Genomic DNA, 22,221 nt, shown 5'->3' with positions numbered 1-22,221 from the left:
GTGAATAAGTTAATTGTAGCGGAATACTAATGGATCAGCGTTTCATGCCTTCGGCTACGCGGCCGAGCACGATTGCCAGCGCCGCGCCGCCGATGGTCTTGACCAGGGTCGGATGCTCGGCGTAAAAGTCGCCCATGCGGTCGACGATGCTTGGATTGTTGCGTTCAGCGTCTTGCGCGATCTGCTGGACTTGCTCGGGCGTGAGCTGGGCTGCTTGTTCCGGCGTAATCGCCGCTGGGGTCTGGCCGCCACGGAACAGGTTGCCGAGGGCGCCGCCCGCGATCGAGCTCAGCAAGCCAGGGCCGACGTTGCCAATCAGCTGGTTGAGCATGCCGGCGCGCTGGTTCGCATCGCTGTGGCCGAACAGCTGGCCGACCATTTGCGGGAAGGGCGGGGTCTGGTCGGAACGCAATGCTTCCGTGACACCCTGGGCCACCGTGCTACGCGGCGCGTTCTGCGCGACCTGGTCGAAGTCGTCGTCCACGGCACGCCCGCCATTGTTGCCGGCGGCGCCGCCCAGGTATTGCTGTAACAGATTGCCTAGATCGAAAGACATAGTACCTCCACGTGAATTAAGAAGACTTGCGCTGTTGGCAAGCGCGAAGCCGATGCGGGAGCTTAGGCCGGTGCCCAGGCGACATCTGTACGGCAGCGCACCGTGGGGTGCTTTAAGCTGCTAATCAAGCAAGTTTCCCCCCCTTTATTGGAAATGGTTGCGTGGCAAGCCGGCGCGCTCTAAGCTGGCGGTTTTCCCGAGCTCAAGCCAATGCCTGTTCTGTCGATCCTGTTGTTTGGCGCCGTCTTTGCGGGCGCCGTGCTGGCCTGGCATGTTCCGCTGTGGGCGGCTGCGCCGTATGCGCTGGCCAGCATCGTCTGCTTTGCCGCCTACGCGCGCGACAAGGCGGCGGCGCGCGCCGGACAGCGCCGTACCCCCGAACGCAGCTTGCTCCTGCTCGGGCTGCTGTGCGGCTGGCCGGGCGCGGTGCTGGCTCAGCAGTGGCTGCGGCACAAGTCGTCCAAGCGGGCGTTTCAAGTGGCGTTCTGGATGACGGTGGTGTGCAATATGGCGGCCTTTGCCTATCTTGTTTCGCCGCTGTCGTTCATGCGCACGCTGTCAGCGGCATAGGCCATAGCGGCGCGTGCCTTCAGAACGGGATGACACGCGCCGCCAGCCGCGCGGCGGCGCACTGCTCGACGTGGCGAATCACGTCTTTGGCCGCTTGCGGCTGGTCGTCCGGCGTGCCATTGCCGAATGGCGGGGCGGGATAATATTCGATGCCGAGTTGAATCGTGCGGGCCAGTTGTTCGCCGCCCAGCAAGGCCGCGAGGAACAGTCCGGCATCGATACTGGCCGAGACCCCGGCGCCGGTGATCAGCTTGCCATCGCGCTGGTAGCGTTCGGTGCCGACCAGCGCGCCACAGGCGGCAAGCTGCTCGCGCGCGAACCAGTTGGTCGTCACCTTCTTGCCCTTGAGTAGTCCGGCGGCGCCCAGGATTTCGGCCCCGTTGCAGATGCTGACGGTCCAGGCGCTGCTCGCGTGCAGGCGCCGCACGCAGTCCATCAGCGCTGCGTTGCCGAGCGCGGCGGCAACGCCCGGGCCGCCCGGCACGTACAGGATATCGGTCGCGTCCAGCTGGTCGAAGCGGCGGTAGGCGGCCATGCCGAGGCGCCCGCTGTCGCTGGCGACCAGTCCGACCTGGTCCGACACGAATTCGACTTCCATGCCGGGAATGTTCACCAGCACTTCATAGCCGCCCACCACGTCCAGCGCGGTAAAGCCATCGAACAATAAAATCGATAATCGCATGGTTTTCTCCTGAAGAGTGCCCATTGTCGGCGTACCGGTCAGCGGCGCAAAGAGGCGATATCGCCCATTTCCATGGCATACTCGCCACATGAAAACAAAGCGCATCGCGATCCTGGCCTACCACGGCTGCATGGGCATGGAAGTGTTTGGCCTGTGCGATACCTTGTTGCTGGCAAACCGGGTCAGCGCCGCGCTGGACGCTGCGGCGCCGCCCCCGTTCGAGGTGATCGTCACCAGCCTCGGCGGTGGAATGGTCGGCGCGGCTGGCGGCATTCTGGTCGGCACGCGCACACCGGTCGCCAGCCCGGATTTGCTGGTGGTGCCGGGCATGGCTCTGGCCGACCGCCATGGCTGCCTTGCGCCAATCGCTGCGCTCGCCCCCGAAATTGCCTATCTCGCCACAGCGTTCGCGCGCGGCACGCCGGTGGCCGCCGTGTGCGTGGGCGCATTCCTGCTGGGCGATGCCGGCTTGCTGGACGGGCGCCGCGCCACCACGGCGTGGCTGTTCGCACCCGACCTGGCGCGGCGCTTTCCTGCGGCCATGGTCGATCCGGCGGCCATGCTGGTCGAGGATGGCGGAGTTTGCACCACCGGCGCGTTCAGCGCCACCTTCGACCTGGCGATGCACCTGGTCAGGCAGAACGCCAGCGCGAAGGTGCAGCGCGCCGTGGCGCGCATGGGTTTGCTGGACGGGGCGCGCACCAGCCAGGCACCCTTTGTCGATACGCGCATGCTGGCGCGCCCCGACGGCACCTTCGCCGCCAGCGTGCGCGCCTGGCTCGATCAGCGCTTGGCCGCTCCGTACGACCTCAAGCGGATGGCGGCGGCGTTTCACGTCAGCGACCGGACCTTGCTGCGCCGGGTGAAGGACGAGACCGGGCAGACCCCGCTGGCGTATTTGCAGCAGGCCCGCGTCGGCAAGGCCAAGCTGCTGCTGGAGTCGACCTCGCTGAGCGTGGCGCAGGTGACCGAACGGGTCGGCTACGCGGATGCCGCCACCTTCGGGGCGCTGTTCAAGCGCAACATCGGGCAGTCGCCAGCCGAGTACCGGCGCCGTTTCCGCGCCGATGGCAGGGGGCAAACCGCCGATGTGGCGCGGCCAGATGCACTATGTTAAGGTGCGCTTATGTGGAACTACCCTAAATTCCTGGCCCATCGCGGCGGCGGCAAGCTGGCGCCCGAAAACACCATCGCCGGCCTGCGCTGCGGCCTCAACCACGGCTTCCGCGCGGTCGAGTTCGATGTCATGCTGGCGCGCGACGGCGTGCCGGTCGTCATGCACGATCCCTATCTGGGCCGCACCATCGCCGGTTCCGGCAATGTGTTCGATTACGACGCCGCCGAACTGGTCACCATGGACGCCGGCAACTGGTTCAGTGCCCAATTCAAGGGCGAAACGGTGCCGCTGTTCACCCAGTTCGTCCAGTTCTGCAAGGACCACGGCATCTGGATGAACATCGAGATCAAGCCAGCCCCCGGTTTTGAAGAGGAAACGGGCAGGGTAGTGGCCAAGCTCACGCGCGCCCTGTTCGGGCTGGAAATCGCCAGCGACGACCCGCGCCGCATCCCCTTGCTCTCCTCCTTCAGCCCGGTCGCGCTGGGCGCCGCCATGCAGGCCGCGCCCGACCTGCCGCGCGCCTTGCTGCTCGACCGCCTGGACGACGGCTGGCAAGCGCAGGCCCGTGCTGTGGCTGCAGTGGCGATCCACACCAGCCACAAGCACTTGACCGAAGCGCTGGCGCAGCAGGTCAAGGCCGCCGGCTACGGGCTGTTTTGCTATACCGTCAACGAACCCGTGCGCGCGCGCGAGATCCTGAGGTGGGGCGTGGATGCCTTCTGCACCGACCGCATCGACCTGATCGGGGCCGATTTCGCGTAACGCGGGGCCGGTGCGGCCCCACCCGCTGTTGACTCCAGTTCCATACGCTATAATCGTTTTTTTATAGCATGCTGCCTTCTTGCGCCCATACGACATGAAATCATCCGAAATCCGCGACAAATTCCTGAAGTTCTTCGAATCCAAAGGCCACACGATTGTCCGTTCGAGCTCACTCGTACCGGGCAACGATCCGACCCTGATGCTCACCAACAGCGGCATGGTGCAGTTCAAGGATGTGTTCACCGGCACCGACAGCCGTCCGTACACCCGCGCCACCTCGGTGCAGCGCTGCGTGCGCGCCGGCGGCAAGCACAATGACCTGGAAAACGTCGGCTACACCGCGCGTCACCACACCTTCTTCGAAATGCTGGGCAACTTCAGCTTCGGCGACTACTTCAAGCGCGACGCCATCAACTACGCGTGGGAGCTGCTGACCAAGGTCTATGGCCTGCCGTCCGAGAAGCTGACCGTCACCGTCTACATGGAAGACGACGAAGCCTACGACATCTGGGCCAACGAAGTGGGCGTGCCGAAAGAGCGCATCATCCGCATCGGCGACAACAAGGGCGCGCGCTACGCGTCGGATAACTTCTGGCAGATGGCCGACACCGGCCCGTGCGGTCCGTGCACCGAGATCTTCTACGACCACGGCGCCGATATTCCCGGCGGCCCGCCAGGCTCGCCCGACGAAGACGGCGACCGCTTCATCGAAATCTGGAACCTGGTGTTCATGCAGTTCAACCGCGACGACGCGGGCGTGATGCACAAGCTGCCGAAGCCCTGCGTCGATACCGGCATGGGCATGGAGCGCCTGGCCGCCGTGCTGCAGCACGTGCACTCGAACTACGAGATCGACCTGTTCCAGGCATTGATCCGCGCCGCCGCGCGCGAAACCGGCGCCACCGACCTTGAAAACAAATCGCTGCGCGTGATCGCGGACCATATCCGCGCATCGGCCTTCATGATTGTCGATGGCGTGATTCCCGGCAGCGAAGGGCGTGCCTACGTCCTGCGCCGCATCATCCGCCGCGCGCTGCGCCATGGCCACAAGCTGGGCCAGACCAAGCCGTTCTTCTTCAAGCTGGTGGAAGACCTGAACATCGAGATGGGCGCGGCCTATCCGGAACTGGCCGCCGTCAAGAAGCGCGTCGCCGACATGATCGAAGGTGAAGAAGTCAATTTCGGCAGGACGCTCGAAAATGGCATGAAAGTGCTGGAAGCGCAGTTGGCCAAGAACGCCGGCAAGCTCGATGGCGCCACCGCTTTCCTGCTGTACGACACCTACGGCTTCCCGCTCGACCTGACCGCCGACATCTGCCGCGAGCGCAACATCGAATTCGACGAAGCCGGCTTTCACGTCGCCATGGCGCGTCAGAAGGAACTGGCCGGCGCGGGCGCTGGTGGCGCCAAGCAGAAAAACGTCGAGTACGCGGGCGAGAAGAATAAGTTCGTCGGCTACGACAGCCTGGTGCACGCCAGCCGCGTGGTGGCCCTGTACGCCGACGGCAGCGCAGTGCAGGAACTGGCGGCCGGCCAGAGCGGCATCGTGGTGCTCGACACCACCCCGTTCTACGCCGAATCGGGCGGCCAGGTGGGCGACCAGGGCGTGCTCACCTCAAGCAGCGCCACCTTCTCGGTGGACGACACCCTGAAAGTGCAGGCCGACGTGTTCGGCCACCACGGCGTGCTGAAGACCGGCGTGCTGAAAGTGGGCGATGCGGTCGACGCCAGTGTCGACGAAGCCAAGCGCGCGCGCACCATCCGCAATCACTCGGCAACGCACCTGATGCACAAGGCGCTGCGCGAAGTGCTGGGCGAGCATGTGGCGCAAAAAGGCTCGGTGGTCGATCCGGACCGCACCCGTTTCGACTTCTCGCACAATGCACCGCTGACGGCGGACCAGATCGCCCAGGTCGAAGTGATCGTCAACCGCGAGATCCTGGAAAACCACGCAACGGCCGCGCATAACATGAGTTTTGACGACGCCGTCAAGCATGGCGCCATGGCGCTGTTCGGCGAGAAGTACGGCGACGAAGTGCGCGTGCTCGATATCGGCTCGTCCAAAGAGCTGTGCGGTGGCGTCCACGTGGGCCGCACCGGCGACATCGGTCTTTTCAAGATCATCGGTGAAGGCGGCGTCGCCGCCGGTATCCGCCGCGTCGAAGCGGTGACCGGCGAAGGCGCGCTGGCGCTGGTGCAGTCGCTCAACCGCCGCGTGCAGGAAGCCGCCAACGCGCTGAAAACCACGCCCGATGAACTGACCAGCCGCATCGGCCAGGTGCAGGATCAGGTCAAGTCGCTGGAAAAAGAACTGGCCGCGCTGAAGTCGAAACTGGCGGCGAAGCAGGTCGATGAACTGGTGACCACGGCGGTCGATGTGAACGGCATCAAGGTCGTCGCAGCGGTGCTGGACGGCGCCGATGCGGCGCGCCTGGGCGAGGCCGTGGACAAGATGAAGGACAAGCTCAAGACGGCCGCCATCTTGCTGGCCAGCGTGACTGACGGCAAAGTGGCGCTGGTGGCCGGCGTGACCGCGGATGCGATTGGCAAGGTCAAGGCCGGTGAGCTGGTCAACTTCGTCGCGCAGCAGGTGGGCGGCAAGGGCGGCGGCAAGCCGGACATGGCGCGTGCCGGCGGCACCGATCCGAGCGGCCTGGATGCGGCGCTGGCGGGGGTGACCGCCTGGGTGGCCGAACGCGCGTAAGCGTTAGCCGCCCCTCCGTCGCCCCCGCCTTCGCGGGGGAGACGGAGGATGAGCGACGGCTAACCATACGTCACAGTACGGCGCGTACCGGCTGGCAAGTTCACTTCAGACTTTTCTTACACGCAGCTTACAATTATCATTGCAGCACTGTTATTGTCGTTGTGACCATGCAACAAGCAGTTTTAATATTGGTGCGGTGCGTCAAATTTGCGGATTTGGAGTATATTTGTTGGGTGAGTAGTCTAATCCACCCTAAGAGCAAGCGATGAGCGATACAACTTTCGACAGCGAGATCATGGAATACCAGAAGGAACTCGACGCACGGGGACTCAATTGCCCACTGCCGATCCTGAAGGCCAAGAAGGCACTCGCGGAAATGGAAACCGGGGAAGTGCTGCGCATTGTCGCCACCGATACCGGCTCCGTGCGCGACTTCCAGGCCTTTGCCAAGCAGACCGGCAATGCACTCGTTTCCCACACCCAGAACGGCCGCGAATTCATCTTTTTGATGCGCCGCAAATAACCTTCCCGGATGGGGCGACGCATCAGCACGCCCCTCGGTTTTCCTCGAACAATTTCCCGATTTCATGACAAAGCCCGATGATTAGGTGTTTTCCTCTAGCTAAAAATCGCACGATCGTGCTTTAATTTAGCGGGAAAACGGTTTTTCTCTTATAATCTAGGCCACTTTAGTCAAGTCACCCTATTTATTCTTCCAAAGGCACCCCTATGAAAGTCCTGGTTCCCGTCAAACGCGTGGTCGACTACAACGTCAAAGTGCGCGTGAAATCCGACGGCAGCGGCGTCGATATCGCCAATGTCAAAATGTCGATGAATCCTTTCGACGAGATCGCGCTGGAAGAAGCGATGCGCCTGAAAGAAGCCGGCAAGGTCACCGAAGTGGTGGCAGTGTCGTGCGGCGTGACCCAGTGCCAGGAAACCCTGCGCACCGGCATGGCCATTGGCGCCGACCGCGGCATCCTGGTCGAAACCACCGCCGAGCTCGAGCCGCTGGCCGTGGCCAAGCTGCTCAAGGCGCTGGCCGACAAGGAGCAGCCGCAGCTGATCATCCTGGGCAAGCAAGCCATCGATGACGACTCGAACCAGACCGGCCAGATGCTGGCCGCCCTCTTGGGCTGGCCGCAAGCGACGTTCGCCTCGAAAGTCGTGCTGGAAGACGGCAAAGTGACCGTCACGCGCGAAGTCGACGGCGGCCTGGAAACCCTGTCGCTGACCCTGCCGGCGATCGTCACGACCGACCTGCGCCTGAACGAGCCGCGCTACGTCACGCTGCCGAACATCATGAAGGCCAAGAAAAAGCCGCTCGACGTGGTCAAGCCGGAAGAGCTGGGCGTCGATATCGCCCCGCGCCTGAAGACCCTGAAAGTCGTCGAGCCAGCCAAGCGTTCGGCCGGCATCAAGGTGCCGGATGCGGCGACCCTGGTCGCCAAGCTGCGCACCGAAGCCAAAGTTATCTGATCGCGGCCTGGCCGTCTCACCTAAAAATACAGGAAACATCATGGTCGCATTAGTCATTGCTGAACACGACAACGCCTCCCTCAAGGGAAGCACCCACCACACCGTCACCGCTGCCGTTCAATGCGGCGGCGAAGTGCACATCCTCGTTGCTGGCTCGAACTGCGGCGGCGCAGCGGCGCAGGCAGCCGCCATCGCCGGCGTGACCAAGGTACTGGTCGCCGACGCTCCGCACCACGCCGACGGCCTGGCCGAAAACGTGGCCGAACAGGTACTGGGGCTGGCGCAATCGTACTCGCACATCCTCGCTCCGGCGACCGCGTACGGCAAAAACATTCTGCCGCGCGTGGCCGCCAAGCTGGATGTGGCGCAGATCTCCGAGATCACCAAGGTCGATTCGCCGGACACCTTCGAGCGTCCCATCTACGCCGGTAATGCGATTGCCACCGTGCAGTCGTCGGACAAAATCAAGGTCATCACCGTGCGCACCACCGGTTTCGATTCGGCTGCGGCCGAAGGCGGCACGGCCGCCACCGAAGCCATTGGCGCGGTTGCCGATTCGGGCAAGTCGACCTTTGTAGGCCGCGAACTGGCCAAGTCCGATCGTCCTGAACTGACCGCTGCGAAAATCATCGTCTCCGGTGGCCGCGGCATGGGCTCGGGCGACAACTTCAAAATCCTCGAACCACTGGCCGACAAGCTTAACGCCGCCATGGGCGCCTCGCGCGCAGCGGTCGACGCCGGCTTCGTGCCGAACGACTGGCAGGTTGGCCAGACCGGCAAGATCGTCGCACCGTCGCTGTACATCGCGGTCGGCATCTCCGGCGCCATCCAGCATCTGGCCGGCATGAAGGATTCGAAGACCATCGTCGCGATCAATAAAGATCCGGAAGCGCCGATCTTCTCGGTGGCCGACTACGGCATCGTGGGCGATCTGTTCGAGGTGGTGCCTGACCTGGTCAAGCAACTCGGCTAATCCGCTCGAAGTAATACCGCAGTAAACACCTGTAGGGTGGGCACGGGAACCCTGTGCCCACCCTACACGTCCATTGGAAGCGCAATTTTAGGAGATCAAGGTGACTTACAAAGCCCCGCTGAAAGACATGCTGTTCGTGATGAACGAACTGGCCGGACTGTCCACCGTCAACACGCTGCCCGGTTGCGAAGACGCCACCGCCGACACGGTCGAAGCAGTCCTCGAAGAAAACGCGAAATTCTGCGCCAACGTGGTCGCGCCATTGAACTACGCCAGCGACAAGGACCCGAGCTTCTGGCACGACGGCCAGGTAAGCACCTCCAAGGGCTTCAAAGAGGCCTTCAAGGGCTTTGCGGAAGCCGGCTGGCAGGGTGTGCAGCATCCGGTCGACTTTGGCGGCCAGGGCTTGCCCAAGCTGGTGGCCACGCCGTGCATCGAGATGCTCAACGCGTCGAGCATCTCGTTCGCGCTGGTGGCCTTGCTGTCGGACGGCGCGATCGAAGCGCTGCTGACCGCTGGCTCCGACGAGCAGAAGGCAACCTACCTGGAACCGCTGGTATCGGGCAAATGGACCGGCACCATGAACCTGACCGAGCCGCAGGCCGGGTCGGACCTGGCCGCCGTGCGCACCCGCGCCGAGCCGCAGGGCGACGGCACCTACAAGGTGTTCGGCACCAAGATCTTCATCACCTACGGTGAGCATGACCTGACCGAAAACATCGTCCACCTGGTGCTGGCGCGCACCCCGGATGCGCCTGCGGGGGTGAAGGGCATTTCGCTGTTCATCGTGCCGAAGTTCCTGGTCAACGCCGACGGCTCGCTGGGCGCGCGCAACGACGCGCACTGCGTCTCGATCGAGCACAAGCTCGGCATCAAGGCCAGCCCGACGGCCGTGCTGCAGTTCGGCGACCATGGCGGCGCGATCGGCACGCTGGTGGGCGAAGAGAACCGCGGCCTCGAATACATGTTCATCATGATGAACGCGGCGCGCTTCGGCGTGGGCTTGCAGGGCATCGGCCTGGCCGAGCGCTCGTACCAGCAGGCCGTGGCCTTTGCCAAGGACCGCGTGCAGTCGCGCGACCTGGCCGGTTCGGCCGGTCCGGTATCGATCATCCACCACCCTGACGTGCGCCGCATGCTCATGTCGATGCGCTCGCAGGTCGAGGCGGCGCGCGCGCTGGCGTATGTGGGCGCGGGCATCAGCGATGTCGCCCACCACCACGAAGACGCGGCCGTGCGCGCGTCCAACCTGGCGGTGTACGAGTACCTGGTGCCGATCATCAAAGGCTGGTCGACCGAGATGTCGCAGGACGTCACGCGCGACGGCGTGCAGGTGCACGGCGGCATGGGCTTCATCGAAGAAACCGGCGCGGCGCAGCACTACCGCGACGCCAAGATCCTCACCATCTACGAAGGCACGACCGCGATCCAGGCCAACGACCTGGTGGGCCGCAAGACGGTGCGCGATGGCGGTGCCGTGGCCAAATCGATCATCGGCCAGGTGCGCGACACCGAAGCGCTGCTGGCGGCGCAAGAGGGCGCGGACTTCAAGGCGATCCATCGCGCACTGGTTGACGGCAGCGTGGCGCTGGAAGCGGTGGTGGAGTACGTGGCCGGGAACATGAAGACGGACATCAAGGGCGTGTTCTCGGGCAGCGTGCTGTACCTGAAACTGGCCGGCATCGTGCTCGGTGGCTGGGTGATGGCGCGCGCGGCGCTGGTGGCGCAGGCCAAGATCGACGGCGGCGCCGCCGATGCCAGCTTCTACAAGGCCAAGATCGCCACGGCGCGCTTCTTTGCCGACCACATCCTGACGCAGGCGGCAGGCTTGCGTACGGCGATTGTGGAAGGTAGTGCAGGGGTGCTGGCGCTGACGGAAGATCAGTTCTAGGCAAATCGTCAGCGTTTTACGCGTTCGCTACTGTTTGTTCCGTCGTCCCCGCGAAGGCGGGGATCCATAGCACCGATGAGCATAGGTGCCATGGATCCCCGCCTTCGCGGGGACGACGGGTAGGGGTTTGGCTCCTACGACCGCCGAATTGAATTCCCCGCATTACGCACGCGGTCCCCGCGCTGCAGCCCCGGCTGGTCATTGAACTTGAACGAGCGGCGCTTGCCGTTGTCGTACTGGACATCCACCGTCCACACCGTGCGCGCATTGGCGCGTTCCTGGATCTTCTTGCCCGCATACGCACCACCGATCGCCCCGGCCACGGTGGCAACCGTGCGTCCCGAACCGCTGCCGACCTGGTTGCCCAGCAGCCCGCCCACTGCACCGCCACCCACCACGCCCAGCGCATTGGACTTGCCATTCTGGCGCGCGCTGCGTACCGCCGTCACCTTGCCGCAGTCGCGGCATACCGGGCGCGCATCATGACGATCGCCGCGCCCCTGTCCGGACGACGCCTGCGCCGTCCCCATCACGCTGCCGAGCGCCAATACCAGCGCCAGTGCCACATTCCATTTCATCATCATCTTCTCCTGATCAATTTATCGTGCCAGCCAACGCGCTGCATGCCGCATTGTAGAGCACGCGGGAAGCGGCAATTATTCGCGGCAAGGATGTGCTTCGTCCTCGCCCATCTGTTTATAATCGACGCATGGTAGTCACACCCCTCTCATGCCTCATCCAACAGGACTCATCTTGAACATTCATCAATACGCAGTGCGCCTGCCCGCAGCCCTGGCCATCGCCACCCTGTTTGCCGCCTGCGGTGGAGGCGGCGGCAATCCAAGCAATGTCCCGGGCAAGGTCGACACCCCGACGCCCACGCCCACCCCCACCCCCATGCCCACGCCGGGCGATGGCAAGCCCGATGGCTGCAAGGCCTATATCGTGGCCGACAAAACCGTCGCCGCCGGCAAGGCCGGCGGCGCCAGCGTGCTATCGTGCGGCGGGCCGCTGGCCGATGTGAGCTGGAGCCAGGTGAGCGGTCCGGCGGTCACGCTGCAGGCGGCGCGCGCGCCCACCGTGTCGTTCGAAACGCGCGAGAAGGGCGTGATCGTCCTGCGCGCCGATGTCACCCTGGCCGATGGCGCGCGCCTGGCGCTCACGACCGAGGTCACCGTCAGCGACGCGCCGGCGGGCAGCTTCATCAACCTGCGCGCCGATCATTCCGTGCGTCCCGGCGTGCAAACCTCGGTGCGCGCCTGGCCGACCCTGGCCGAAGGCGACAGCGTCGCCAGCATCGTCTGGACCCAGGTCGGCGGCCCGGCCGTGACCATGGACACCGACAACCGCCAGCTGCTGATGTTCAAGGCGCCGGCGTCCGGCACCGACGTGGCGCTGCGTTTCCGCGCCACCATGACCACCAGCGGCGGCGTGAAGGATAGCGACGAGGTGTTGATCAGCCTCGACCAGCAGGTGGCGGGCAATGCCGACAGCCTGTTCGATGCTCCCACCGCGCGCGTGCATGCCTACCGCCAGGCCGGCGCCTACGCGGGCGTGCTGGCCAGGTGTACCTACGACGTCAAGGTGTACTACGCCACCTCGGCCAACAACACGCTGTGCCGCGCGCAGGAGTTGCCGCCGCTGCAAACCGAAGCGGGTGTGGGCGTGGTGCCGAGCGTGGCCCAGATCATGGGCCGGGTGCTGGTGTCGCACGACTTCCTGGGGGCGAATTTCGAGCAGTTCCTGCTGACCCAGGACCCCGACAGCGACTTCCGCCGCCTGCTGGCGAGCACGTCGGCCATCGTCATCGGCTCGCACGTGCGGCCGAGTTTCTACAGCGCCGGCACCGGCGCGATCTACCTCGACGCCAACAACCTGTGGCTGACCGCCGAGCAGCGCGACGTGGTCACCGAGGTGCCCGATTACCGCTCCGCCTTCGACGATGAACTGAACTTCATTCCGCTGGGCCGTTCGGTGAAAAACAACGAATACGCGCGGCGCAGCTATCCATCGACCACGCGCATGACGCGCACCACCGACGACCTGATGTTCGACCTGGGCCGCCTGCTGTACCACGAGCTGGCGCATGCCAACGACTTCCTGCCGTCGGTCAACCGGGCCATCAATCCGCAGCGTTCGATCTGGGAAAATATCGCCGAGCGCGTCGGCGGCCGCACGCTGCCGTCCGACGCGCTGGCGTCGCAGTACCCGCTGCAGTCGGCCGAGATGCTGGGCATGGGGCAGGTGCTGTACCAGGGCCAGACGGCCACGCCCGTGCAGAAGGCCTACACGGCGGCCGAGGTCGGCAGTTTCTTCGGCGCCGACCGTGCCTCGGACGACTACGCTTATTCGATCTACAAGACCGACAGCTCGCGCGAAGACCTGGCGATGCTGTTCGAGGAATTCATGATGAGTTACCGTCACAACGTGCGCTACGACGTGGCCTACGCCAACCAGACCACGGGCAGCGACCTGGTGATCGGCTGGGGCCAGCGCGGACGCATCGGCGAAGCGGCCATCAAGCCGCGCATCAAGCTGGTGTTGCAGCGCATTGCGCCGTGGATCGACGCCAGCGCCGTGGATCGCCTGCCGGCGCCTGTCATGATGAAGCCGGGCGCGAGCTGGGAAGCGAACCTGGTGCTCAATCCATCGAGCATGGCCAAGCAGTCAGCGCTGCGCGTCGAATCGGCTGACGAACGCGCCGCGCGCCTGAAAGGCGACATCAAGCAGCGCGAACGGCACGGCAAGATGACGCCGTAGGTGCGTCACGACAGTGCGTCACGACAGTGCGTCACGACAGTGCGTCGCGACAGTGCGTCGCGACAGTGCGTCAGCCGTAAGAGCCGCCGGTGTACAGCAGGTCGTTCAGGCGGGCGAGGGTGGCGATGCCCATCGAGGCCGCCACCAGCATTGTGCAAACCAACAACAATGCCAGTATCCAGGTCGATGCCGACTGGCGGCCTGAAGCGGGGTTGAAGGCGGCGTCGAATTTTTCGTCGGGCATCAGGCCGATCACCAGCGCTTCGATGAAGCCGGCGAGGCCCGAGACCACCAGCGGCAGGATCTGGTAAAACCAGTTGGCATCGGGCGCCAGGCCATACACCAGGCCGGCCACGGGCAGGCTGGCCATGTGCAGCAGGCCCAGTTTGTCGAGGCTGCCGCGCAGGTAAAAGCGGTGCGCGCCGAGGGCGCCGAGGATCACGGCCAGGAAGGTGGCGAAGGTTTTGTTTTTGTGCGATGTGGACATGAGGCGGGCCAGGGAAGCGGGAAAGCAGGCAGTATCGGTCAATTCCGCAAGGAACGCACGGCCGCATGCCAGCCGCTTCCGGCGACATCCTCCACGATGCAGTTGGCGGTTCGCCCCAAAATAGGCGATAATCTTCAATTCGCCCCGAAGTGCGCGCCCTGTTGTCATTAACGCTTGCTGCTGCGCGGCATTGCGCGCTATAATTGTCGGCTTTTTCCGCCCAGCACAACTTTTTGGAATTATTATGGTCGTTATTCGTTTAGCTCGTGGAGGCGCCAAGAAGCGCCCGTTCTTCAACATCGTTGCAACGGACTCGCGCAATCGCCGCGACGGCCGCTTCATCGAGCGCATCGGTTTTTACAACCCGATGGCAGCTGGTGGCGAAGTCGGCCTGCGTATCACCGCAGACCGTCTGGCTTACTGGCAAGGCGTTGGCGCACAATTGTCGCCAACCGTTGCACGTCTGGTGAACAGCCAGCCAGCAGCTCCAGCAGCAGCCTAAGCAGGTCCGGGTTTGAGCGGTCCAGCAGCATCCGGGGTGCAAATCCCTGACGACCTGACGCAAGTCGGGTATGTGTCCGGCGCCTTTGGCGTCACCGGTTCGATTCGGGTCACCCCGTTTTCCACCGACGCGGATGGGTTGCTGAGCGTGAAAACCTGGTGGCTGGATAAACCCAGCCTGCAATCCGTCTCCGTACGGACTGCGAAAATACACGGCGGCGACGTCGTGGCCCAGTTGGCAGGTACGCTTGGGCGGGATGCCGCGGAGGCGCTGAAAGGCGCCGCTGTTTCCATCCCGCGCAGCCAGTTCCCGCAACTGCCGGCCGATGAATTTTATTGGTCCGATCTGATCGGGCTGAATGTAGTGAACCTGCAAGGCGAGGCCTTGGGGCTGGTGTCCGACATGATGCATAACGGCGCGCAATCGATTTTGCGCATTACGCCGGTGCCGGACCCCGCAAATGATGCAAAGGCGCCCGAGCGCCTGATTCCGTTTGTGGACCAGTTCGTTATAACAGTTGACCAGGCAAGCAAGACCATCACGGTGGACTGGGGTCTGGATTATTAAGACCGCAACAAGGCGAGAGCGCCATGCAATTTGATGTCGTGACCTTGTTTCCCGAGATGTTTGCCGCGCTGACGCAGTCGGGTGTGACCCGCCGCGCGTTCGAGCAGAAACGCTGGGGCCTGTCGACCTGGAATCCGCGCGATTTCACGAGCGATAACCACCGTACCGTCGACGACCGCCCGTATGGCGGCGGACCGGGCATGGTGATGCTGGCCAAGCCGCTCGAGGCCGCCATCGGCGCCGCCAAGCAGCGCCAGGTGATGCTCGATCTGCCGGTGCCGCGCGTGGTGTTCATGTCGCCGCAGGGCAGGGCGCTGACGCACGAGCGGGTGATGGATCTGAAAGATGAAGCGGGCTTGATCGTGCTGTGCGGACGCTACGAAGCGGTCGACCAGCGCTTGCTCGAGCGCTGCGTCGACGAGGAAATCAGCCTCGGCGACTTCGTGCTGTCGGGCGGCGAACTGCCGGCGATGGCGCTGATGGATGCGGTGGTGCGGCAGTTGCCGGGCGTACTGAACGACGACGCCTCGGCGCTCGAAGACAGTTTCGTCAACGGCCTGCTCGATTCGCCCCATTACACCCGTCCCGATACGTACGAAGGCGTGGCGGTGCCGCCGGTCCTGATGGGCGGCAACCATGCCGAGATTATCAAGTGGCGGCGCGAGCGCATGCTCGAAGCCACCGCCAACAAACGGCCCGATCTGCTGGCCCGTGCGCGCAGCGCCGGACTGCTGAGCAAGGCCGATGAAAAGTTTCTTGCAGGTTTGTAAATCTGCTGTAGTTAGTACCAGGCAGTACCACTGTGCAGGCAATCTCGCCTGTATCAGTAACCCCATCCTCTACTGGGCGAATGCAGCGCCAGCAAGATGGTTATCGGAGTCCTAAAAATGAATTTGATTCAGCAACTTGAGCAAGAAGAAATTGCCCGTCTGGGCAAGACTATTCCTGATTTCGCACCTGGCGATACCGTTATCGTCAACGTCAACGTGGTCGAAGGCACCCGCAAGCGCGCCCAGGCATACGAAGGCGTCGTGATCTCCCGTCGTAACCGTGGCCTGAACTCGAACTTCATCGTTCGCAAGATCTCGTCCGGCGAAGGCGTCGAGCGTACGTTCCAGCTGTATTCCCCGCTGATCGCATCGATCGAAGTCAAGCGTCGTGGTGATGTTCGCCGCGCCAAGCTGTACTACCTGCGTGAGCGTTCGGGTAAATCGGCACGTATCAAAGAAAAACTGCCAAACCGTCGCGCTGCAACTCCAGCTGCTGCCAAGTAATCGGCATCTGCGTTGCAAAAAAGGCATCCTATCCGGATGCCTTTTTTCGTTTTAGAGGACAATACCTTTGCCCAAGATTATTTTCGATCCAGAAAAATTGCCTGTCGAAGCCCTCGGTGGCGAAGCGGCGCTCGACCCCGAGCGCCTCACGCCGGCCTGGCTGCGCCAGCGTTTCGCCAGTCCTCCCGACTGGCAGCCCGAGCCGCCGGGCGAATCCTGGGGCGCGCGCGAAGAAATGATGCCGGCCTCGGTGCTGCTGCCGCTGGTGCAGCGCGAGGGCGGGCTGACCATGCTGCTGACCGTGCGCACCGCGCACCTGTCGGCGCACGCCGGGCAGATCAGCTTTCCGGGCGGGCGCGCCGAGAGCTACGACGCCTCGGCCATTGCCACGGCCCTGCGCGAGAGCGAGGAAGAAATCGGCCTGCAGCGCCGCCATGTGGACGTGATCGGCACCTTGCCCGACTATATTACCGGCACCGGATACCGGGTCACGCCGGTGGTGGGCCTGATCGCGCCGCCGTTCGAGCTGGCCGCCGACGCCAACGAAGTGGCTGAAATCTTCGAAGTGCCGCTGCAATTTTTGATGGACGGCATGAACCACCAGCGCCTCTCGCTGGAACTGCCCGAGGGGGCGGGACAGCGCAGCTTCTACGCCATGCCGTATGATCGCTTCTTTATCTGGGGCGCTACCGCCGGCATGCTGCGCAACCTGTTTCACTTCCTGCGTGCCTGAAGCGCAAATCGGCCGAAGCGCCAATATGTTTGATTGAATCGGTGCTCTGCGCTATCGTAGCGGGCATTGATGAATTGCTCTGCTGCTTCATTTCAAAAAGTACAAAAGGACGTTCGATGACATTTCTCTCCATTCTCTGCGCGCTGCTGATCGAACAGCTCAAGCCGCTGCGGGCAGACAATCTGATATATGCGGAGATCAAGAGTTTTGCGATGCGCATGGAGGGCTGGTTCAACGCGGGCGACGCCAGCAACGGACGCATGGGCTGGGTGCTGGTGATCCTGCTGCTGGTTGGCCCGACCGGCCTGATTTCCTGGCTGCTGTACAACTACCAGCTGGTCTTCATCGCCTTTGCGTGGAACGTGCTGATCGTGTACCTGACCCTGGGTTTCCGTCATTACAGCCATTATTTCAGTTCGATCCAGGGCGCGCTGAGCGCGGGCGATGAAGCCGGCGCCCGCGCGCTGCTGGCCGAGTGGGCGCGCATCGACACGGTTGGCATGGAAGCATCGGAAGTGGCCCGCATCGCTGTTGAAAAGTCGCTGGTGACCACGCACCGCAATGTATTCGGGGTGTTTTTCTGGTTCTTGATCATCGGGCCGGCCGGCGCGGTAATGTACCGCGTGTCGGAATACCTGGCGCGCGCCTGGAACGAGCCGGATCACATGCGCAATGAAGCCTTCGGCCAGTTCGCCGCGCGCGCGTTTTACTGGATCGACTGGCTGCCGGTACGCCTGACGGCGGTGGCGTTCGCGGTGGTGGGCAATTTTGAAGATGCCATTTATGCATGGCGCAATTTCGCCCATCGCTGGAGCGATGAAGCGCGCGGCATCATTTTGTCGGCTGGCGGCGGCGCCATGGGCGTGCGCCTGGGCACGCCGAACGAGAATGCTTCCAAGGTCTTGCCGCCGGACGCGGCGACCGTCGACAGCACGTACAGCGAAGTGGAAGTCATGCCGGGGGAAGAGCCGAACGCCCGGGCCCTGCAAAGCACGGTCGGATTGGTGTGGCGGGCGTTGCTTTTATGGATGCTGCTGCTGTTGCTGTTGTCGGGGGCGGTTGGTTTGGCTAATATTGGGCAAGTGGCGACCTGATCGATGAGGGGGACGGGAGCGGTGATGACGTAAGCTGTAGCGTCTTCTTCCCGCCTATCCACCGTCATTCCCGCCTTCGCGGGAACGACGGGGCGGGGGGGCGGAGACGACGCTATCAGTGAGCGCCTCCCGCATCCAGACTGCATCATTCTGCAAGCTCAACTCTTCTATAAGATATAATACTCACGTTGCACAGCAGCACCTGATTCACTGGCCCGGCGCTTGCGCCTTCGTCTCCACGCATCTTCTTGTTCCCACGACCCGCCCTATGGCCGAGTTATCCGAAAGCAAGAAAAAACTCGCCGACGAGTTTTTCATTCTTGGCCTCACCAGCGATGGCAGGCAGTTCCGCCCCAGCGACTGGGCCGAGCGGCTGTGCGGCGTCATGTCCTGCTTTCGCCCCGAAGGCTCGGGCGGGCGCAATGCGCACCTCCAGTTCTCGCCCTATGTGCGCCCGACCATGCTCGACGGCGTCAAGGCCGTGGTGGTCAACAACGACCTCCAGAAGCTCGAACCGCTGGCCTACCACTTCGTCCTCAATTTCGCCAAGGACAATGATCTCCAGATCATCGACGCCTGCATCCTGCCCGAACCGGGCGAGCCTAAAATCTGAAAAGCATCATCGCTGTTTTGAGCAAGATCAAACTGGCGACAGAAATAGCGCGTTAGCTTAAGTCTTTTGCGTGCCCATCTGCGCGCGCACATGACAAGCGCTCAGACGCTCGGGAGAAAACAATGCGCATAGGCGAAATCTGCACTGTCCAAACCATTTACTGCCAGGGCGACGAAACGGTCCAGGCCGCAGCCTTGCTGATGCGGAAGCATCACGTTGGCGACCTCGTCGTCGTCGAACACATCAACGACGAACGCATTCCGGTCGGCATTCTCACCGACCGCGACATCGTGGTTTCCGTCATTGCGCTCGGACTCGATCCGGCCAGCCTGCTGGTCGGCGACCTCATGAGCGCCGACCTGCTCACCGCGTCGGAAGACGACGACGTCTACGAAACGATCGACCGCATGCGTTCCCGCGGCATCCGGCGCGTTCCTGTGGTCAACAACGCCGGCGGACTGACCGGCATCGTCAGCGTCGACGACCTGCTCGAATTTTTGGCCGACGAAATGGGCGAGCTGTCGCGTATCAGCTCGCACCAGCAATCCCACGAGAAACGCGCGCGCCAGTAGCACATCTGCGCAACTGCCAGCCTCTGGTATGATGGCTCGCGCCGGGGTCCTTGTGGGCACGGCAAACCGTGTCCACTCTGAAAAAAGACCTCATGACTCACATTCGCTGGATCTGCGCCGCCGCCTACCTTGTTACGGGCGCCGCGCTCGCCCTGCCTTTGCCGAAAGGCGTGGTGCAGGGCCCTTCCGTCGAAGGCATTACAGAATACCGCCTGCCGAACGGCCTCAAGGTGCTGCTGTTTCCCGACTCGTCCAAGCCCACCGTCACCGTCAACGTGACTTACCTGGTCGGCTCGCGCCACGAGAATTACGGCGAAACCGGCATGGCCCACCTGCTCGAACACCTGATGTTCAAGGGCGCCCCCAACAACCGCAACATCGCGCAGCAGTTCTCGCAGCGCGGCATGCAGTTCAACGGCACCACGGCGCTCGACCGCACCAATTACTACGAAGTGTTCCAGGCCGGCGACGACAACCTGAAATGGGCGCTGCAGATGGAAGCGGACCGCATGGTCCATTCCTACATCGCCAAAAAAGACCTCGACTCCGAAATGACGGTGGTGCGCAACGAGTACGAAAGCGGCGAGAACTCGCCCGCCGAGGTGCTGATGAAGCGCATGCAGAGCCTTGGCTACGACTGGCACAGCTACGGCCGCTCGACCATCGGCAACCGCAGTGACATCGAGAACGTCAGGATCGAGAACCTGCAAGCGTTCTACCGCACCTGGTACCAGCCCGATAACGCGGTGCTGCTGGTGGCCGGCAAATTCGACCCGGCCCGCGCGCTGGGCTGGATCAGCAAGAGCTTCGGCGCCATCCCCAAGCCCAAGCGCGCCTTGCCGCAGTTCTGGACGGTGGAACCGACCCAGGACGGCGAGCGCAGTTTTGCCGTGCGGCGCCAGGGCGACGTGCAGATGATCGCGGTCGGCTACAAGGTGCCGGCCGCCCTGCATGACGACAGCGACGCCTTGAGCTTCGCCTCCGAAGTGCTGGGCGCGGCCACCACCGGGCGCCTGCACAAGCTGCTGGTTGAAAGCGGCAAGGCCAGCGACGTCTTCGCCTACGCCGAAACCGGCTACGCGCCCGGCATGCTGTATTTCGGCGCCGTGGTGAAGAAGGGCGACCCGATCGAACCGGTGCGCGAGGCCCTCACGGCGGCCGTCGAAGACTTCGTCAAGACCCCGCCCACCGAGGCCGAGATCGAGCGCGTGCGGCGCAACTACACCAACAGCATCGAAAAAAGCCTGAACGACCCGCAGCAGGTCGGGGTGGCCTTGTCCGAAGTGATCGCGCTGGGCGACTGGCGCCTGTTCTTCGTCGGGCGCGAGCGCATCGCCAGCATGACCCCGGCCGAAGTGGCCGAAGCGGCGGGGCGCTACCTGCGCCGCGACAACCGCGTCACCGGTCACTTCTTGCCGGACGACGCCCCGCGCCGCGCCGAGATTCCGCCTGCGCCGACCCTGGCGAGCGTGATGAAGGACTTCAAGCCGAAAGCGGCCAGCCAGAAGTCGGAAGACTTCGACCCGAGCCAGGCCAACATCATGAAGCGCACCACCCTGGCCAGCGTGGGCGGCGTGAAACTGGCGCTGCTGCCGAAAAAGAACCGTGGCGAAGCCGTCTCGGTCGACCTGAACCTGCATTGGGGCGACGAGAAAAGCCTGTTCGGCAAAGGCATGTTGCCCGCCATGACCGGCGCCATGCTCACGCGCGGCACCACCAAATACACGCGCGAGCAGCTGTCGGACGCCTTCGACAAACTGAAGATCAGCGGCGGCCTGCTGGAATTCGAAACCACGCGCCCCAACCTGAACGAGGCGCTGCGCCTGATGGCCCACGTACTCAAGGAACCGACCTTTCCGGAAGCCGAATTCGAGCAGTTGCGCCAGCAATGGCTGGTGAGCCTGGAGTCGGGCCGCAGCGAGCCGCAATCGGTGGCCGCGCGCACGCTCTCCGAACACTTCGACCATTATCCGAAAGGCGACGTGCGCGCCACCCGCACGCTCGACGAGCAGATCGCCGAGGTCAAGGCGGTGCGCCTGGAAGACGTGAAGGCGTACTACCGCGATTTTTACGGCGCCTCGCACGGCGAACTGGCCATCGTCGGCGACTTCGACGCCGCGCCGGTCGCGCCGCTGGTCGACGAATTGTTCGGCAAGTGGCAGAGCCGCGCCAGCTACGCGCCGGTGCTGCGCACCAATGGGAAGGTGGCGCCTTTGACGAAAACCATCAACCTGGCCGACAAGGAAAACGGCGTGGTCATGGCGCGCCTGAACCTGGACCTGCAGGTCGACGATCCGGACTATCCGGCGCTGATGCTGGCCAATTACATTTTCGGCGACGGCGGCCTGGAATCGCGCCTGATGAACCGCATCCGCCAGAAAGACGGCCTGTCCTACGGCGGCGGCTCGCAACTGGGCGCGGGCGACCTTGACCGCGCAGGCGGCCTGACCATGAGCGCCATCGCCGCGCCGCAGAACCTGGCCAGGCTCGATGCGGCCATGCGCGAGGAACTGGTGCGCGCCGTCAGCAAGGGGTTTACCGCCGGTGAACTGGCGGCGGCCAAGTCGGGCCTGCTGCAACAGCGCGCGCAAAACCGCGCCGAAGACAGCGTGCTTGCAAGCGGCTGGACCGCGCTGCTATACCTCGGCAAAACCTTTGAATGGAGCGAGCGCTTCGAGCAAAAACTCGCGGCTGTGTCATTGGAGCAACTAAATGCCGCCTTCCGCAAGGCGATCGATCCGGCCGCGCTGAGTGTGGTCATCGCGGGCGACCAGGAAAAAGCCAGGCCCAGGAAGTAGAGAGAGCAATACTTGCTGGCGGGATAGCAACGTTTACGGTATTCTGTTGCTTGGAGGAAGCATTTGCTTCCTCCGCAGAACATACGG

The 22,221-nt window shown here is 63.6% G+C and carries 22 protein-coding genes; 18 read left to right on the top strand and 4 right to left on the bottom strand.

From position 1 onward, the window contains the following. Window positions 1–34: 34 nt before the first annotated feature. Complete coding sequence (locus F1609_RS13840) at window positions 35–556, bottom strand: hypothetical protein (RefSeq protein ID WP_167076992.1); 522 nt, start codon at window positions 554–556, stop codon at window positions 35–37. Window positions 557–766: 210 nt separating this feature from the next. Between F1609_RS13840 and F1609_RS13835 the strand changes: the two genes are divergently transcribed. Then, window positions 767–1,126 carry a DUF1294 domain-containing protein gene (locus F1609_RS13835; RefSeq protein ID WP_167076991.1) on the top strand — a complete coding sequence of 120 codons (360 nt, stop codon included), beginning with the start codon at window positions 767–769 and terminating at the stop codon, window positions 1,124–1,126. A 19-nt stretch (window positions 1,127–1,145) separates the two neighbouring features. On the opposite strand, the gene F1609_RS13830 is transcribed toward F1609_RS13835, so the two are convergent. Continuing rightward, the gene (locus tag F1609_RS13830) at window positions 1,146–1,808 is read right to left on the bottom strand and encodes a DJ-1/PfpI family protein (RefSeq protein WP_167076990.1); all 663 of its coding nucleotides are present in this window, start codon (window positions 1,806–1,808) and stop codon (window positions 1,146–1,148) included. A gap of 88 nt (window positions 1,809–1,896) precedes the next feature. Here F1609_RS13830 and F1609_RS13825 point away from each other — a divergent pair, with 88 nt between their 5' ends. The 7 genes from F1609_RS13825 to F1609_RS13795 all read left to right on the top strand — a co-directional run bounded on the left by F1609_RS13825 (window position 1,897) and on the right by F1609_RS13795 (window position 10,734). After that, window positions 1,897–2,925, top strand: coding sequence for a GlxA family transcriptional regulator (locus F1609_RS13825; RefSeq protein ID WP_167076989.1), 1,029 nt, complete (start codon window positions 1,897–1,899; stop codon window positions 2,923–2,925). A 9-nt stretch (window positions 2,926–2,934) separates the two neighbouring features. After that, on the top strand, window positions 2,935–3,687 hold the full coding sequence (ugpQ, locus tag F1609_RS13820) for a glycerophosphodiester phosphodiesterase (RefSeq protein ID WP_167076988.1): 753 nt from the start codon (window positions 2,935–2,937) through the stop codon (window positions 3,685–3,687). 94 nt (window positions 3,688–3,781) lie between these two features. After that, window positions 3,782–6,391 carry an alanine--tRNA ligase gene (alaS, locus tag F1609_RS13815; RefSeq protein WP_167076987.1) on the top strand — a complete coding sequence of 870 codons (2,610 nt, stop codon included), beginning with the start codon at window positions 3,782–3,784 and terminating at the stop codon, window positions 6,389–6,391. A 295-nt stretch (window positions 6,392–6,686) separates the two neighbouring features. Further along, window positions 6,687–6,914 (top strand): sulfurtransferase TusA family protein, encoded by a 228-nt coding sequence (locus F1609_RS13810; protein WP_054268154.1) that lies wholly within the window; start codon window positions 6,687–6,689, stop codon window positions 6,912–6,914. A gap of 206 nt (window positions 6,915–7,120) precedes the next feature. Then, window positions 7,121–7,870, top strand: a complete 750-nt coding sequence (locus F1609_RS13805) for an electron transfer flavoprotein subunit beta/FixA family protein (RefSeq protein ID WP_167076986.1) — start codon at window positions 7,121–7,123, stop codon at window positions 7,868–7,870. A 40-nt stretch (window positions 7,871–7,910) separates the two neighbouring features. Continuing rightward, window positions 7,911–8,843, top strand: a complete 933-nt coding sequence (locus F1609_RS13800) for an electron transfer flavoprotein subunit alpha/FixB family protein (protein ID WP_167076985.1) — start codon at window positions 7,911–7,913, stop codon at window positions 8,841–8,843. 100 nt (window positions 8,844–8,943) lie between these two features. Next, window positions 8,944–10,734, top strand: a complete 1,791-nt coding sequence (locus F1609_RS13795) for an acyl-CoA dehydrogenase (RefSeq protein WP_167076984.1) — start codon at window positions 8,944–8,946, stop codon at window positions 10,732–10,734. A 134-nt stretch (window positions 10,735–10,868) separates the two neighbouring features. Here the strand turns inward: F1609_RS13795 and F1609_RS13790 are convergent, their stop codons facing one another. Then, complete coding sequence (locus tag F1609_RS13790) at window positions 10,869–11,318, bottom strand: glycine zipper 2TM domain-containing protein (protein ID WP_167076983.1); 450 nt, start codon at window positions 11,316–11,318, stop codon at window positions 10,869–10,871. A 169-nt stretch (window positions 11,319–11,487) separates the two neighbouring features. Between F1609_RS13790 and F1609_RS13785 the strand changes: the two genes are divergently transcribed. Continuing rightward, window positions 11,488–13,494 carry a hypothetical protein gene (locus tag F1609_RS13785; protein ID WP_167076982.1) on the top strand — a complete coding sequence of 669 codons (2,007 nt, stop codon included), beginning with the start codon at window positions 11,488–11,490 and terminating at the stop codon, window positions 13,492–13,494. A 70-nt stretch (window positions 13,495–13,564) separates the two neighbouring features. On the opposite strand, the gene F1609_RS13780 is transcribed toward F1609_RS13785, so the two are convergent. Further along, the gene (locus F1609_RS13780; RefSeq protein WP_167076981.1) at window positions 13,565–13,981 is read right to left on the bottom strand and encodes an NINE protein; all 417 of its coding nucleotides are present in this window, start codon (window positions 13,979–13,981) and stop codon (window positions 13,565–13,567) included. 244 nt (window positions 13,982–14,225) lie between these two features. Here F1609_RS13780 and rpsP point away from each other — a divergent pair, with 244 nt between their 5' ends. From rpsP to F1609_RS13735, 9 genes are all read left to right on the top strand, one after another. Next, window positions 14,226–14,483 carry a 30S ribosomal protein S16 gene (gene rpsP, locus F1609_RS13775; RefSeq protein ID WP_099874747.1) on the top strand — a complete coding sequence of 86 codons (258 nt, stop codon included), beginning with the start codon at window positions 14,226–14,228 and terminating at the stop codon, window positions 14,481–14,483. 36 nt (window positions 14,484–14,519) lie between these two features. Then, on the top strand, window positions 14,520–15,050 hold the full coding sequence (gene rimM / locus F1609_RS13770) for a ribosome maturation factor RimM (RefSeq protein ID WP_188130279.1): 531 nt from the start codon (window positions 14,520–14,522) through the stop codon (window positions 15,048–15,050). Window positions 15,051–15,073: 23 nt separating this feature from the next. Continuing rightward, window positions 15,074–15,820, top strand: a complete 747-nt coding sequence (gene trmD / locus F1609_RS13765) for a tRNA (guanosine(37)-N1)-methyltransferase TrmD (protein ID WP_167076979.1) — start codon at window positions 15,074–15,076, stop codon at window positions 15,818–15,820. A 117-nt stretch (window positions 15,821–15,937) separates the two neighbouring features. Continuing rightward, the gene (rplS, locus tag F1609_RS13760; protein ID WP_054266855.1) at window positions 15,938–16,324 is read left to right on the top strand and encodes a 50S ribosomal protein L19; all 387 of its coding nucleotides are present in this window, start codon (window positions 15,938–15,940) and stop codon (window positions 16,322–16,324) included. 67 nt (window positions 16,325–16,391) lie between these two features. Then, window positions 16,392–17,057, top strand: coding sequence for a CoA pyrophosphatase (locus F1609_RS13755; protein WP_167076978.1), 666 nt, complete (start codon window positions 16,392–16,394; stop codon window positions 17,055–17,057). Window positions 17,058–17,173: 116 nt separating this feature from the next. Further along, window positions 17,174–18,151: a CobD/CbiB family protein gene (locus F1609_RS13750; protein WP_167076977.1), complete on the top strand. Its 978-nt coding sequence runs from the start codon at window positions 17,174–17,176 to the stop codon at window positions 18,149–18,151. 268 nt (window positions 18,152–18,419) lie between these two features. Beyond that, window positions 18,420–18,764 carry a DUF3579 domain-containing protein gene (locus F1609_RS13745; protein ID WP_167076976.1) on the top strand — a complete coding sequence of 115 codons (345 nt, stop codon included), beginning with the start codon at window positions 18,420–18,422 and terminating at the stop codon, window positions 18,762–18,764. Window positions 18,765–18,886: 122 nt separating this feature from the next. Next, window positions 18,887–19,336, top strand: coding sequence for a CBS domain-containing protein (locus tag F1609_RS13740; protein ID WP_167076975.1), 450 nt, complete (start codon window positions 18,887–18,889; stop codon window positions 19,334–19,336). Window positions 19,337–19,428: 92 nt separating this feature from the next. Continuing rightward, window positions 19,429–22,134: a M16 family metallopeptidase gene (locus F1609_RS13735; RefSeq protein ID WP_167076974.1), complete on the top strand. Its 2,706-nt coding sequence runs from the start codon at window positions 19,429–19,431 to the stop codon at window positions 22,132–22,134. Window positions 22,135–22,221 lie beyond the last annotated feature (87 nt).

The sequence above is a fragment of the Massilia aquatica genome, from assembly GCF_011682045.1.
Taxonomy (GTDB): domain Bacteria; phylum Pseudomonadota; class Gammaproteobacteria; order Burkholderiales; family Burkholderiaceae_D; genus Telluria_A; species Telluria_A aquatica.
This window is presented reverse-complemented; position numbering and strand designations above follow the sequence as displayed.